The organism is Candidatus Villigracilis sp., from assembly GCF_057083605.1.
Genome location: NZ_JBXMTI010000043.1, coordinates 34559 through 49749 on the forward strand (window position 1 = coordinate 34559; position 15191 = coordinate 49749).

A 15191-nucleotide genomic window follows, 5' to 3' on the forward strand; every position below is an offset into this window, starting at 1 on the left:
TGAATTATGGATAACTTCCGCTGATGGAAGTGTAGGCATCCGCGCAATCACAAGCCGTGACGATTGCAGAGCCTTTTTGCAGAGTGCCCAAATAGGCTCTGCTGCCATTATGTGCAACCCATCCATTCATGGTTAGTGGAATAACACTGTCTGCGTTGATCCATTCACCATTATATTTTCGGGCAATGTGCACGTGTGTACCGGTAGAGCGCCCGCCTTCGCAGGATGGATATCCGATCATTTCTCCAGATTTTAATTCTGAACCAAGCGGCGCACGTTGGTTTGTGGCAAGGTGCATATAAAATACCACCCAGCCAGTCCGTTCATTCCCATCCTTGTCGAGATCAAGTGCAACGCCATCCGTACCGGAACGGACAACCAAACCATCTGCTATTGCGGTCACATAATTTTCGGGTTTTGCAGGCACGCAACCCGATTGTTCGCTGGGCGGAGCCAGGTCTATTGCGGCGAATGGCTCGCCGGTACCCCAGCCCGTATGAGGCCCCCCAGTATATGACCAGACTTGGTCGTATTGAAAGGGAAGCATGAAATCTGGTTGTTGTAAACTGCCCGGAATGAACATCGTGGTGTAAGGATCATCCCATGGATTGCCAAATAGGCTAGCATAGGTTTGAAAGAAGCCTTCGGGTCCGGTAGCTTGTACATATTCATTCCCGGCGTAAATATGTGAATAATAGTATTGAAGGGCAACCGAACCCGCGTTTTGCCAGGGGTCCGGCCTGATAAGGATATTATCGGTATCTTCAAATTCAAGAGTTTTTCCAACCCGCCACCCGTAATATCCGTTATTCAAAACATTCGCGGCAAGGACAAGTTGAAGATAGGGGGTTTCCCAAAACTTACGTGAAAGCCCCAGCAGGTTCTTTTTTGTAGGCAACTCAGGGTTAGACAGCGCTTCGCCCTGATATTCAAGGAGAGCCAAAAGCAGGCGCGGGCTGATACTGTAATTGACGGCAACATAATCCACCATTTCCGCACCGGAACGCCACCTGCCGCTGGTATAAACACGATAGTCCTTTAGCCACCCCGGATGCGCCTCGACAAATGCAGCCGTGTTGAAACCAGAGCTTGAAGGGCCATTTACAAAAGCATGGTCGGGGATGATCTGGAACGGGCTTGCCCATAGCGCAAGATAGTAAATGGGAATTTTCATCGGCATGCCGGGCGGCATGGTTGTGGCATCAGGTGGGATTTGCGGGTTGGCTGCCAGTATTTCATCCACTGTGGTATTGAAACGCAATGCCAGTGTGGGGAGACTATCACCTGTTTGTGCAGTGTAATCCACCAACTCACCAGGCTTGAAAGTAGTGCGTGTTGGCAGCGGAGTTGGATTAGATGCGGGGCTGAATGCGCTCGTTGGTTGCCCCGGTGTGAATGTTGTGCTTATATTTTCAGGCGATTGCAGACCGCAGGATGTAATGAGTAATGAAATGCTTGCAATGACCGTGAAAAAATATTGGAAAATTCTTTTCGTCTTAATCATCTTCTTCGCGAATGATGCTGGACCAACCCTGGCCTTGTAGGTCAGCAATAACTTCTTCATCACCACGGACAAGTTTACCTTTATAGGGGGCATCGCCGGCAACAACCCGCCAACCGCTCAACACAAATGGGATGGGGCCATCGGCTGTAACCCATTCGCCGTTGTATTTTCTTGCAAAATGCACGTGTGTACCAGTGGAAACACCACCTTCGCAGGATGCGTGCCCAATACGGTCATTGACTTCCAGCCAGGTTCCTTCCGAGACCCGGTGCTTGTTTGCGATGTGCATGTAAAGCAGGTTCCAACCTGTTTGTTCGTAGCCGTCTCCATCGAGATCAATCATAACTGCGCCATTTTCTGAGCGTACGACCAAGCCGGGAGCGGAGGCAACTACCCAGGTATCTGTCGCATCGCATCCGCCATTTTTGGTTGGAGGGGCAAAATCGATGGCTGAGAAGACACTGTGAGATTGACCATATACATTCGGGTTGATCTGTCCCCAGCCATTGTGCGGGCCGCCGGTAAGATTCCATTGGACATTGGGTTCAAACGGAAGGACAAGTGTGGGTTGGCTCAGAGCAGGCGGAAACAATGGATTGACCTCATCTGCGCGCGCCCACGGATCGCCGAATAGCGCTTCGTACATCGCAGGGAAGCCTGAATCCGGATCGATGATCTGTGCCCACTGTGACTGGTTATGGAGGCGCGAGAAGAGGTATTGGATGGCAACTGTGCCGGCATTCAAATGCGGGTCGATCCGCAGAACCGTGCCATCGGGGAATTCAAGATGGGTGAGCGTACCGGCCCGCCATCCATAATACGCAATCGACATATTGTTGATTGCCCAAACCATTTGTACGGTCATGCCTTTGTAGCGATAATCGTTGAAGCCCATTGGAAAATCCGTGTGCAGCAAGTCAATGGGCTGGCCGCTTACCCAGCGGCTTTCATATTCAAGCAGGCCAAGGATCATACGTGGGTTGATCGAGTTTTCAATTGCCAACCGTTCAATGGCATCATATCCATCGATCCAACCGGTGGAGCCAAGGTAATCCTTGAAGTTGCTCAGGTAACCACCCTGCTCTTTGACAAATGCTTCGATATCAAAATCTGCCGAAGTAACTGAGAAAACGATCTCGGCATCTGGCATGACCTGGATGTTTGGAGTAGTAGGTTCAGTGATATGGTTTGGGATCACCAGTAAAGTTCCGGGATCGATCAGCGTGGTTTTCGTGAGGTCTGCATCGGAGGTGATCTCATTTTCTTGAATCCCGAAGCGATTGGCAACTGCTGAGAGCATATCTCCGCTTTGGGCGTAGTAAAGAAAAGGCGCAGAGTCGTAGGATGGTGTATAAGTCGGTACAATGATTGGAGATGCGCCATCCGGCGTTGGGGTCTCGGATGCGCTTGCCTCGGCCAGTGAGGGAGGGGTCGAGGTGGGGAAAATGATCGGGTCGTCTTGAACAGCAAACGGGTCGAAAAGAGGCGGGGCTGGGTTTGTCGAATTCGGCGTTGGTGTTTGTGGAATTCCCCAGATTGAAGGTGATGAGCCACAAGCGGACAATATCAAAGAAAGGATGACGAGGATTACGAAGGCGCGATTCATATTATGTTGAATTATATCTGTTTAGCTTAAGGATGGATGAATTAGCGCGTGATCAAGTTGAAATCGTTTGCGCTATCCCATGCTTCGATGACCTGCGAGCCGCGTTTGAGAAAGCCATCGTATTCAAAGCCGCTTCCGCTGGAAACCCAGCCATCTAAATTGAATGGGATTGAACCGTCTGCGGAAATCCATTCGCCATTGTATTTGCGGGCAATATGTACGTGCGTGGCGTTTGAAAGACCGCCCTCGCATGAGGGATGACCAACACGTTCGCCTGCAAATAAATATTCATCAGGCAATGTGCGTTCTTCCTCTGCAATGTGCATGTAAAGAATAACCCAGCCCGTTTGTTCGTAGCCGTCATTATCAAGGTCCTGGATCAAAGCGCCGTTGGATGCCCGCACTACTAAACCATCTGCCATTGCGACGGCCCAAAATGGACTTGTATAACAATAAGCGTTTTCACCGGGCGGGGCGAAATCCAGCGCGGCCCAGGCGGAACCTGAGCCCCACCCGCCGTGCGGCCCACCGGTGAAGTACCAGGCATCGCCCTCTTTGAATGGAAGCGTCAATGCGGGCTGTGTAAGTGAGGGAGAGACCAATGGCTCAATGGCATAGCTAAAAGGGTTTCCAAAGAAGACGTAATAGGTAAGGATTAAACCTGTTGCGTTAACATCCTCTTCCCAAGTGGAGAGGTTATCTAATTCTGAAAAGAAATGTTGTACTGCGGCAGTACCGGCGTTGATGGTTGGGTCGATTGGGATGACTTGCCCATCGCTCAGCACCCAGGTGGAGAGGGCGTTTACTTTCCAAAGATAATAGCCGCGATTTAAAGTATCGGCGGCCCATGTCAACTGGCGATACAAGCCATAATGATTTTCATCTGCAAGGCCCAAAGGATAAGAAGCGTTGAGCGGTGTGGGGTTGGTCACCCAGCCGCTTTGATATTCGAGCAATGCCAGTAACAAGCGCGGGTTTACTGAATAATTTTGAGAAACCAATAATATGATTTCCTCGCCGCTCAACAATGCGCCGTTTACATCCTGTGTGTAATCGGAGAGATAACCATTCTGTCCATCAATAAAGTCTCCGATATCAAAATAAACACTGGCAGGACCATAAACCAGTTCTGAATCAGGAATAATTTTGAGCGATGTCCCTGCGCTGACAGGTTCAGGGGTGGGGACGATTAAGACCATACCGACATCCAATAAATTAGGGTCGATGATGTCATTAGCCTCCATTAAGGTCTGAACGCTAATGCCAAATCTTTCCGCAATAGCTCCCAATGAATCGCCAAATTGAACGATGTACTGATCGGCATCCTGGCGCGGGGTAGGCAGAACTTTTGGTGCATCCGGTGTAGGAGTATTTACGATTTGATTTGTAAGCCCTGATATCACAGGGGATATGTTAAGTGGCACGCGCGTGGGTGTAGGCTGGCGCGTGGCTGTGGGTGGCGCGGGCGAACTTGTAACCGTTTGGGTGGGGTGAGGTGTTCCTCCGTTTTCCACTGGTAAAAATGGATCGTAAGTGGGGAAGACCACTGGTGTTGGCGTTGCGGGTGCACAGGCAGTGCAAATGACCGCGAGTACAAGAGCGATATATATGGATCTGGTAACTAACATGGGTGCGATTTTACCAGCAGATGGCGGAGATATATTAACTCACCTTACGCAGAACAAGCATTTTCCGCAACCCGTCCTTTGACTGCGTTCCTCGACGTACACTCGTCACTCCGCTCAGGACGAAGTTCGCGCTGAGCGGAGCGCGGGTGCAGTCCCCGCGCGTAGTCGAAGCGTAGTGCGTAAAGTGAGATATTAAAAGGGACACACGCTAACACCGCGGACACAACTCCAACGGAGTGAAATTATTATGGATATAAAGCAAAAATGGATGTAAACCCCAAAGACGGTGTGTTGACGGTTCGTCTTTCGCTCACCGTGTCGAAACAGATCACATGCTTTTGAAAAAACAATGACACCGCCTTCGGGACTGAAACTGCGCGAGGTGAATGGTTAAGATTGAAATCCCGAACCCATGATGTAATTTTCCAACCCGCGGATTTCGCTTTCCTTGTTATCCAATGCAGCCATCATTACATCGCGCATCGACACCAGGCCTATAAGATGGTCGCTTTCCACAACAGGCAGGTGGCGGATGTGATATTGTTTCATTAATGACATGCACTGATCCACCGACGTATTGTATGTGACAGTGATCATGTTGGGCACCATCACATCCCTGATCTGTGTATCTTTTGCGGCACGCCCTTCGAGTTCACCTTTGAAAAGATAATCGCGCTCAGTGTAGATGCCAATGATCTTTCCATTGTCGGTCACTAGGATGGCGCCGATCTGCGCACCCGCCATTACTTTGAGCGCATCCAAAACAGTTTGAGTTGCTTCCACAGAAAAGTTTGTGGCACTTTCTTTTGCTTCAAGCAATTTGCGAACAGTTGTCATGGCTTATCTCCTTTGGACTTATATCAAATGCTCAAGGCATCTTGAGCTTATTGAACCAACTCAACCTTCACCGCTGTAATTTTATATTCGGGTATTTTTGCAACGGGGTCAAGCGAGGCGTGAGTCAATTCATTGGCCGAAGCCTCAGGGAAATGGAAGTTGGCATATACCATGCCGGGCGGCACACGGTCTGTGACCCAGGCTTGTGCTTCGATGCTTCCTCGGCGTGAGGTAATTCGCACATGCGACTTTCCGTTCAAACCCAACTTAATCGCATCGTCAGGATTTACTTCAATTAGCGATTCACCATACACCTGCATCAAACCTTTTGCGCGGCGTGTCATCTGTCCGCCATGCCAGTGATACAACACACGCCCCGTGCTCATCACCATTGGGTAATCATCGTCTGGATTTTCGGCGGGCGGTATGTGGTCAATTGGCATGAACTTGCCTTTGCCACGCGTAAATTGTTTGGTATGCAAGATCGGCGTGCCAGCAGACTCCAACGTTGGGCAGGGCCATTGCAGACGTTCACCGGATTCGAGCCTCGCGTGCGTGATGCCGCCATAGGATGGGGTCAACGTGTTGATCTCAGACATGATCTCGGATGTGTCCGCATAGTCCCAATTGGAAAAAGGCGCATCGTGCTGGACCCGGTCACTGGTCCCGGTTAAGAGGCGTTTTGCAATCTGAGAGGTGATCCACCAATCTGGCTTCGCATCCCCCAGCGGATTAATTGCCTGATGCACCATCTGCACGCGTCTTTCAGTATTTGTAAATGTACCAGTCTTCTCTGCGAAGGAAACACCGGGCAATAGCACATCTGCATACGCCGCAGTTTCAGAGGGGAAGATTTCCTGCAGAAGCAGAAAGTCAATTGATTCAAAACAATGACGAATATGCTTCGTATCAGGGTCAGACATGACAGGGTCCTCGCCGAGGATGTAAAGCGCGTGGGTTTTGCCTTCCAGAATCCCCGGTATCATTTCAGTGACTGTTAAACCGACTTTAGACGATAGACCATTGTCCACCCCCCATGCTTTTGAAAACTTCTCGATCACCTCAGGTGACGTTACTGGTTGATACGCGGTGAACACATTTGGCAGGCCGCCCATATCACATGCGCCTTGGACATTGTTTTGCCCGCGCAATGGGTTGACGCCGCCGCCCGCTTTACCCATGTTACCGAGCAGCATTTGCAGGTTGGCAAGATCCATCACATTGCGCACGCCAACGATATGTTGCGTAATGCCCATTGCCCATATCACAGCCATGGGACTGTTTTTCGCAAGGATCTCTGCGGCTTCATATAGCTTTTCCACTGGGATATTTGTGGTCTTGGAAACTGCATCCGGCGGATATTGCATCACAGTAGCTTTGAACTCATCAAAGTTTTCCGTGCGCTCATCAATGAAGGATTTATCCTCCCAACCTTTTTCGAGGATGATGTACATCAGGCCGTTGATCAAGGCAATATCCGTGCCGGGGCGGTGACGCAAATGTAAGGTTGCGAATTCTGTGATGTCAATTTTGCGAGGGTCGGCTACTACCAGTTTTGCACCACGGAATCTGACAGCCCGCCGCAGCATTGTCCCGAAGACAGGGTGTTGTTCGGTTGTGTTGGAGCCGATGATAAAGAAGGCCTGAGCTTGTTGCGCCACATCATCCATGCTATTGGACATTGCTCCAGAACCGAAGGAGGCAGCCAGACCGGCTACCGTGCTGGAGTGTCAGAGACGGGCGCAGTGGTCAATGTTATTGGTTCCTATGACCTGCCGCGCCAGTTTGTTCATCAAATAGTTTTCTTCATTCAAGCACTTCGCCGAAGTGAGCAAACCAATACTATCTGCGCCGAAGTTCTTTCGCGTTTCTGCAAATTTCTTTGCGACGATATCTAGCGCAACATCCCATTCGGTCTCAACCCAGTCCCAAGGAGAAGAGACTGGAGAATTCGTGACTGGCTGTTTGGTCTTACCATTTTCTATTCTCCATTCTCTAATCTCTTTTTTCTTTCCTTCCAGTAAATAGCGGCGCACACGGGGCTTGGTCACTCGGTCAGGATGATGAATATAGTCATATCCATAGCGCCCCTTTACACACAACGACATGCCATTCACTGGTGCGTTCGAGTTGGACCGTACGCCGATGATTTTGTTATTCTTCACCAGCAAATCAAATTGACAGCCAACGCCGCAATACGAACAGGTAGTGGTGACTTTAGTAACCTGATGTGAGCGTGCGATTCCGTAATTCATCTTGTTCGAAAGCGCCCCTGTTGGGCAGTAAGCCACGCACTGACCGCAGGATTCGCAGCGCGCCTCCAGCATGGTCGTATTCGCGCCTGCCATAATGACTTCATCAAATCCGCGTTTTGCCACGCCCCACACATCACGCACTTGAATCTCCGCGCAAGCTGATACACAACGACGACACAAGATGCAGCGATTCATATCCACGCGGATGAATGGATTTGAGTCGCTATCTGCGATGTAACGTTTACCTTTACTGCCCCACTCTGGCGCAGATGCTTTGTATTCGTAAGCCAAATCTTGCAATTCGCATTCACCGCTCACGTCACAGGTAATGCAATCCTGTGGGTGATTGGCAAGCATCAACTCCAATGTCAATTTACGGTCTTTGATCACTTTCTCGCTATGTGTTTCGATTTCCATGCCTTCCCAAATGGGAGTAACGCAGGCCGCTTGCAGAAATCTGCCACCCTTCACTTCAACAATGCACATGCGGCAATTGCCAGTGGGGTGCAAATCATTGTGATAACACAAGGTTGGAATTTCTATTTCGTTTTCATGCGCAGCCTGCAGAACAGTCCTGCCTGCTTCCGCTTGAATTAATTGCCCGTTGATCTTGATGTTTACCATGATTCACCTTTGAACTTAATTCTCTGCTTTTGCAAACTCTGCCCCAAAATGAGTCAGCGCTGATTTCATTGGGATCGCCACGCTTTGCCCTAATCCACAAAATGACGAGTCTTGCAGGAGCGCAGCCAGGGTTCTTAATTCATATGTATCTCCAGGCTTGCCTTTTCCACTTGCGAGGCGGTTCAATATTTCAAGCGAGCGCCATGTTCCAACACGGCAGGGTGTGCACTTCCCACAGGATTCCGCTGCGAAGAAATGCAATAACTCCCGCAGAAATGCAACAGGCGAAACGGTTTGATCACAAATGAGGAATGAGCCCGCGCCCATTGAGATAACTTGGGTCCAGCGTTTTTCCATGGCTTTGATATCGCGCGTCACACCTTTGAGCGGACCTGAACTATAGTCGATATGCGCGTCCATCAACGCGGGCGGAACAATTGTCCCTGCCGCGCCACCGCACAGGGCAAAATTAAAGGTGGAGCCGGGTAACATCCCGCCGCCGAAATCGTTAATGATTTGGCGCAGTGTCAACCCAAATGGAGCTTCGAATAAACCTGGGTTTTTCACATGCCCCAACACCATATAAACTTTCGTGCCGGGCGTTGGGTCGTCTGTCAGGTTGCGCCACCAATCTGCGCCGTTCTTGATGATATGCGGCACTGCGCAAAACGACTCAACGTTATTAACTGCGGTTGGCTGTCCGCGAAAACCATAAGTGGGTGGGTATGGCGGACGCAATCTTGGTTCGCCGCGTTTGCCCTCCAATGATTCGAGTAAGGCAGTTTCCTCGCCGCAGATATACGCCCCCGCGCCACGGTGGACATGGATTTCAAAAGAGAAACCGCTTCCTAAAATATTTTCACCAAGTAAATTTTTTGCCTTGGCTTGTTCAATTGCATTTTCCAAGCGACGCGCTTGATGTTCATATTCCCCGCGGATGTAGATCCACGCTTCAGACGCACCGCAAGCGTATCCTGCTATCGTTATGCCTTCAACTAGCTGATGCGGATTCGTGTCGATCAATACCCTATCCTTGAAGATCAGCGGCTCGGATTCGTCCGCATTGCAAACGATGTAACGTGGAGTCCGCTTTTCGCTGGCTACAAAGCGCCACTTGCGTCCAACGGGAAAGCCAGCGCCGCCGCGTCCCTGTAAGCCAGAGGATTCCACTTCCGCCAGAACAGTCGTCGGGCCAGATTGAAGCGCGTTTTTGAGTCCATCGTAAAGGCCATGCTCAAGCGCAGAGTCAATTTCATCTGGATTAATTTTTCCGATCAAAGCCGTCATCACTCGTACTTCGCCTTTGCGCGGATTCGAATAATCGGTGGGTACGCCCCGCCAGCCCTCACAAACTTTTTTTGCATCGCTTGCTTCAACTGGGCCCGCTTGTTCATCGTCAACTAAAACTGCTGGTGCTCTGTCACACAATCCCAGGCAAGAGGTGCGCTCTACCATAAAATCGTTGCCAACTTTTTCCTGCCACTCACTTAACAATTGGAGACTGGAGATTGGAGACTGTTCACTGCTCACTGATAACTTTTCACTGGCCCTTTTCAACCAACACACTGGCCCATCGCACACACGCAATACTTTTTTGCGTTCTTCAAGTGACAACATCGAATAAAAGGTTGCCATGCCATACGCCGCATGAGCGGGGAGGTGTAAAGCGCGAGCCGCTTCGGTGATGGTCCTTTGATTTAATTTATTACCCGCATTTAAGTCTTTGAGAACTTCGAGCGTCGCTTCGCGCGTGCCGCCGTGCTGCTGCGCCAGCTTTTCAATTTCAGGGTCAGCAGGTTTGTATCGTATGTTTTTATTGGTCATCGGGCCTCACCATGAATGCCATCCAATTACTCATATTTATTATCGCTTGGTTGGCGGGCCCTTGTTAGTCCCATTCTTCATCCTTTGGAAGGACGTTCGTCCTTTTATTTCACGAAGGAATTCACAGGTAAATGTAGTAACAAAAATAGCCGCACTTAGTGCGGCTATTTTTGTTGGAATTGGCTGCTATAAACCAACTCTCTCGGCATTTGAATATACATTGAAGCGATGTTTCCTTGCGTAACCGATCAACGTAATTCCATATCGCTCTGCCATTTCAATCGAAAGCGACGATGGGGAGGTGCGCGAGATCAAAATTGGCGCGTTAAGCTGTGCGGCTTTTTGCAGCATCTCCGAACTGATGCGTCCCGTTGTGATCAGGATGCGATTTTCAGGCCAGATATTTTTCATCAAACACAATCCTGCGATCTTATCCAGCGTGTTGTGTCTGCCAATATCATCCGCCGCGACTAAAACCGTTTCGCCGTCGCTCAAAGCGGATGTATGCACGCCGCCCGTATCACGATATAACTTTTGTGACTCAAACAACTTTTCGACTAAACCTAGTATCGCCTCAGGCTGTACCCTGAGCCTGTTCTCTCCGAAATTGACATTCGGCTTCGCGAGCAGGTCAACAGCCGTCACGCCGCCTGTACAGCCAGATGTTCTGCGCCAATTGGTCGGCTGCTCCGCATCGTGATTCAGCCACACATCCACATTGTCACCATGCTCGCACACGCGGACGTCCTCAACTTCATCCATGCTGTTGATGATGCCCTCGTTATAGAGAAACCCCACAGATAATGCCTCCAAATCGACAGGCGTACACATGAAAGTGATCCATACCTGGCCGTTCACAGTCAACGAAACGGGAGTCTCAACGATGGTCTCGGCCTCGTGGTGACCCCATTTTTGGAATTCATATCTTTCATATTGAATTGCTTTTCGTGGAAGTATCATTTTCGCTCCAGATACCGATAAACGTGAAGGGATAAACATATCCAAATTACAAACCTGCAACCAGTAAAGTGACGAAACTGCCAAGCGCAACGCCGATACTGCCTAAAACCGAGCACGCTACTATTACAAGAATGATAATAATCCACGGCTTGACCGATTCCATTTTGGACGCGATAAACCGCACACCGAATCCACTGCCTGCGCTGAAGAGCAGAATGGTAAGTATCGCCCAAATGGCATATACAATGAGCGCCCGCGTCCCCGCTGATTCTGAAAAGCCATTCAGAGCTATCAGCAAAAAGAAGGCCCATATGACGCTGAATATAAATAGGAGAATGGAAGTGACAATAGCTGGGATCGCGTTTTTCAAGTTTATAGCCTCTTTTCGTTATCTAAATTTCTTCCCAGTTTGCTGGCAGTTTGGGAGTTGCCCAATTAGGGTCTGGCTGCCAGTTCAACCAGGTGCCATCCAGTGGATACTTGCGCCTCTCAAGGCTATCAAGGATTTCAACTTTTGCGGTTTCAATTTTATGGATCCACTCCGGCAGAATCAAACCAGCTTCTCTTGCTTTTTGATAGTCATCCAAGTCTTTCCATTCAAATGAAAAATCAGGCTTGATGACGATGTCCAAATCGAGATCGAGGGTGTCAAGGATTTGATCGTTTCTTACATAAGGAAGCTGGAAGTTGATGTAGTAACACAGAAATTTACTGCTGGCATGATCCCAAAAATAAATGGTCGAGAAAAATTTGTCGGGTTCAAGAATCTGTAACGTCCGAGTGGTGTGCCAGGGAAACTTTTCGAGCTTCCAGTTATTTAACTTGAAATCCCAGCGGCGTTTTCCGTTATTCTTGCCCATCGGGTAATGCTCTTCAATCATACGTTCTGCACCTGGGAGAGTCGCAATGACAATTTCCTGCGGCGTGTCTTTTACTACAACCATTGATATGGCATTCCATACACGTTCCCTGTAAATCTCCCTCCATGTAATGACATCACCTGGTTTCCACATATGTTTTTATTTTCTCCGAATTTCGATGTACCTTGCAAAATATATCTGGGTCTGCCAGGAACGCCCCGAGACAGGCGTCTGTGCAAAAGCGGAGAGTCCTTCCGCGATACTCGGCAGAGGGGAAATACTGCGGGTCTGCATCGCGGAAGATGCGCCTACACAGGGTGGCGAATATTTTTGGCTTTGCGATTACTTTATTCACGAATTACTTCCGCTATGAATACTTCAAATGGACTGACCTTGAACATTGGTATGATTTCGCCAGTCCGTCTTTCGGCGCTCGAAAAGATGGATTTCAGCCTTGCGTTCTTGATTTCCTTTGCAGTGGAAAAATCTATCTCAAGTGAGTTTTCAGAGAAGTTCAATACTACCAGCGCCGTCTGCTCGTTGGATTTGCGCAGGAAGGCGAAATAATCTTTTGCAGTGCCTTGTAGAGGAATATACTCGCCCTTCAATGCAGGGGACTCCTTGCGGATTCGCAAAAGGTGTTTGTAATAATGCAGGAGCGAGCTTGGGTTTTTATCCTGGTCTAAAACATTGATCCCATCTTTGTAATTCGGGTTGACGGGCAGCCAGGTGTTCACATCTGCGGGAGAGAAGCCGCCATTCGGGCTATGTGACCATTGCATGGGCGTACGGTTTTTGTCACGTGTCATTTCAGCGGTGCGGATCATGGCTTCTTCGGGATGCACGCCCATGTCTGTAACGATGGCATGGTAATACCACGATCCCATAGTGTCTTTTACTTGCGAAATATCTGTCAGCATGTAGTCAGTCATGCCGATCTCTTCGCCGTTGTAAAGGAAGGGTGTGCCTTTCAAAGTTAATACGAGCGCAGCATGCAAACGCGCCAGTTCTGGCCCATGTAATTTATTTCCATATCTCGTGTAAATTCTTGAAGTGTCATGATTACCCAAGGTATTGCAGGGCCAGCCTTTTTCAGCGGGCAGGCTATCTAATCTCTTCGATCTTTCTTTCTGATTCTTGCGAATGTGTTCAGGCGTAAGCTTGTCCGTTCTCATCAAAGGAAAGTTGAATACCAGATGAAGTTCATCTTTGCCATTGCCCATATAATCAATGTTGTCATCTTCGCCGACCAGCATACGGTCCCCATCATATTGATCGAGAATGGCGCGTAGTTCCTTCATTAGATCATGCACGCCAGGTTGCGACCATTGATGCTTGAACATCTCATCCCAATATTTTTCCTTGAGCTCAAGTTCCTTGGGTGTTTTGGCAAGGTCAGTAAAGCGGCGTAATTCAGCCAAATTCATAGGGACAGTATGCGGCGTGAGATTTGGGTTTTCATAGATCGTGCCAATGGCGTCCAATCGAAAGCCATCCACGCCCATATCCAGCCAGAAGCGGACAGCATCCCACATAGCCTGCTTGACTGCGGGATTATGCCAGTTCAAGTCCGGCTGCTGCTTCATGAAGTAGTGATAATAATATTGTTTGCGTTCTGCTGAGTAAGTCCACGCATCGCCGTCGAAACAGGATTGCCAGTTGTTCGGAGGCGTATCCACCCAGACGTACCAATCCGCTTTGGGATTATCGCGGCTGGATCTTGACTCAACGAACCACGGATGCTCATCGGAGCTGTGATTCAGCACCAGGTCCAGAATGACGCGGATGTTTCGTTTGTGAGATTCGCTCAGGAAGGCTTTGAAATCATCCAATGTGCCGTATTCGGGAGCAACGTTACAGTAATCAGAAATGTCGTAGCCGCAATCCCAGTTGGGAGAGGGGAAGTGCGGCGAGAGCCAGATCGCATCCACGCCGAGGGATGCCAGGTAATCCAGCTTTTCAGTTGCGCCTTTGAAATCACCAATGCCGTCGCCATTGCCATCGGCAAACGAGCGCGGATAAATTTGATAAAAAACTGCAGTCTGCCACCATTTAAGTTTTGTCATAATTTTTTTCCAACATCAGGCGATCCTTCGACAGGCTCAGGACAGCGCGTTGGTCTCCAATTTTCCGATGATTTTAACGCAGTCGTGCTTGAAGACTTCCTCTTTGTGCGGCGCTTCGGGCAGTTCGCTGGTGAGGTCTTGCCCGGGGAAGTGCAGCCATTCGTGCATATCCAGCCGCCATTTTGGGCACTCCGTTACATCATAAACGATGCCGCTGAAAGCGATAAATTTACGTGTGCCGCGTTCGCCGGTATTGCGTTTGAGTTCGGTGAGCGAAACAATACGGTCTGGGATCATAACGCTTTGAATGTGATCCCTTCGAGCAGGTAGTGTTCAATATATTTCAAAAGCGAATAAATGATTAAGGATGCGCCGATGAATTCCACCGATTCTTCAAGGCTGGCAACTGTGGCGTAGGTGAAATTCTTTAGGCCGAGGTTCGAAGCGTAATAGCCGCTGACCATTTCGCCGCCGACCACGCCGCCAATGTAGACCGCGAGCGAAACCAGGAAAAGAATTTTAAACTTTCTGTCCAGGTGCAGGAAGAAGATCAGATATAAAATTCCAAAGACTGCAACTGCGATCATACCCGGGATGACCCATGCAAAATAGAAAAAGCTCTCTGCCCCTGCAATGGCACGCATGGGTTTGATCAGGCTTTCATGCAGCGCGGCAGCTTCATCGAAGGAAAGGAAGAGAAAGATCAATGACAGGCCGATCCAGTGAAACCTAAATTTGTCGTTGATGGATTTTTTCCATGCACCGATCAAAGCAAGCAGAAGCGCAGGAATGAATAGCAAGAGAGCGTTGACGTAGGTCGGGATATTCGCCTCCACGTCGAGATAAAATGCCCGCATCAACAGGTCAAGCAGGAATTCATGCCAGGGGCCGCGGATGTCGCCGACGCCAAAGAACCTGATCTTTTGCCCATAGATGCTCAAGCCGACCAGGATTGCTACGGTGGCAAGCAGGAAGAACAGGATTCGTTTTGAGTTGAGTTTGATGGTGGGAGTTGTGTCGGTCATAA

At 49.3% G+C, this 15191-nt stretch carries 12 protein-coding genes; all 12 read right to left on the minus strand.

The annotated features are described in order from the left end of the window. Positions 1-4: 4 nt before the first annotated feature. On the minus strand, positions 5-1504 hold the full coding sequence (locus AC14M5_RS06700) for a LysM peptidoglycan-binding domain-containing M23 family metallopeptidase (RefSeq protein ID WP_484028869.1): 1500 nt from the start codon (positions 1502-1504) through the stop codon (positions 5-7). Beyond that, complete coding sequence (locus tag AC14M5_RS06705; protein ID WP_484028870.1) at positions 1497-3110, minus strand: peptidoglycan DD-metalloendopeptidase family protein; 1614 nt, start codon at positions 3108-3110, stop codon at positions 1497-1499. The genes AC14M5_RS06700 and AC14M5_RS06705 overlap by 8 nt, the downstream gene beginning before the upstream one ends. 41 nt (positions 3111-3151) lie before the next feature. After that, positions 3152-4738 carry a LysM peptidoglycan-binding domain-containing protein gene (locus tag AC14M5_RS06710; protein ID WP_484028871.1) on the minus strand — a complete coding sequence of 529 codons (1587 nt, stop codon included), beginning with the start codon at positions 4736-4738 and terminating at the stop codon, positions 3152-3154. Positions 4739-5128: 390 nt separating this feature from the next. Next, a complete protein-coding gene (locus AC14M5_RS06715; RefSeq protein ID WP_484028872.1) occupies positions 5129-5575 on the minus strand; it encodes a CBS domain-containing protein in 447 nt (148 codons plus the stop codon). A gap of 47 nt (positions 5576-5622) precedes the next feature. Continuing rightward, a complete protein-coding gene (gene fdhF, locus AC14M5_RS06720; protein WP_484028873.1) occupies positions 5623-8454 on the minus strand; it encodes a formate dehydrogenase subunit alpha in 2832 nt (943 codons plus the stop codon). A 15-nt stretch (positions 8455-8469) separates the two neighbouring features. Further along, positions 8470-10278, minus strand: a complete 1809-nt coding sequence (locus AC14M5_RS06725) for an NADH-ubiquinone oxidoreductase-F iron-sulfur binding region domain-containing protein (RefSeq protein ID WP_484028874.1) — start codon at positions 10276-10278, stop codon at positions 8470-8472. Between the two features lie 186 nt (positions 10279-10464). Next, entirely contained in the window at positions 10465-11238 is a 774-nt protein-coding gene (gene fdhD, locus AC14M5_RS06730) for a formate dehydrogenase accessory sulfurtransferase FdhD (protein WP_484028875.1), read from the minus strand. A 46-nt stretch (positions 11239-11284) separates the two neighbouring features. Beyond that, positions 11285-11608 (minus strand): hypothetical protein, encoded by a 324-nt coding sequence (locus AC14M5_RS06735; protein WP_484028876.1) that lies wholly within the window; start codon positions 11606-11608, stop codon positions 11285-11287. Positions 11609-11630: 22 nt separating this feature from the next. Further along, positions 11631-12251 (minus strand): DUF402 domain-containing protein, encoded by a 621-nt coding sequence (locus AC14M5_RS06740; protein WP_484028877.1) that lies wholly within the window; start codon positions 12249-12251, stop codon positions 11631-11633. Between the two features lie 194 nt (positions 12252-12445). Next, positions 12446-14164 carry a glycoside hydrolase family 13 protein gene (locus AC14M5_RS06745; RefSeq protein ID WP_484028878.1) on the minus strand — a complete coding sequence of 573 codons (1719 nt, stop codon included), beginning with the start codon at positions 14162-14164 and terminating at the stop codon, positions 12446-12448. Between the two features lie 36 nt (positions 14165-14200). After that, positions 14201-14461, minus strand: coding sequence for a cytochrome b5-like heme/steroid binding domain-containing protein (locus AC14M5_RS06750; RefSeq protein ID WP_484028879.1), 261 nt, complete (start codon positions 14459-14461; stop codon positions 14201-14203). Further along, on the minus strand, positions 14458-15189 hold the full coding sequence (locus AC14M5_RS06755) for a hypothetical protein (protein WP_484028880.1): 732 nt from the start codon (positions 15187-15189) through the stop codon (positions 14458-14460). Before AC14M5_RS06755 ends, AC14M5_RS06750 begins: the two co-directional genes overlap by 4 nt. Between the last annotated feature and the right edge of the window lie 2 nt (positions 15190-15191).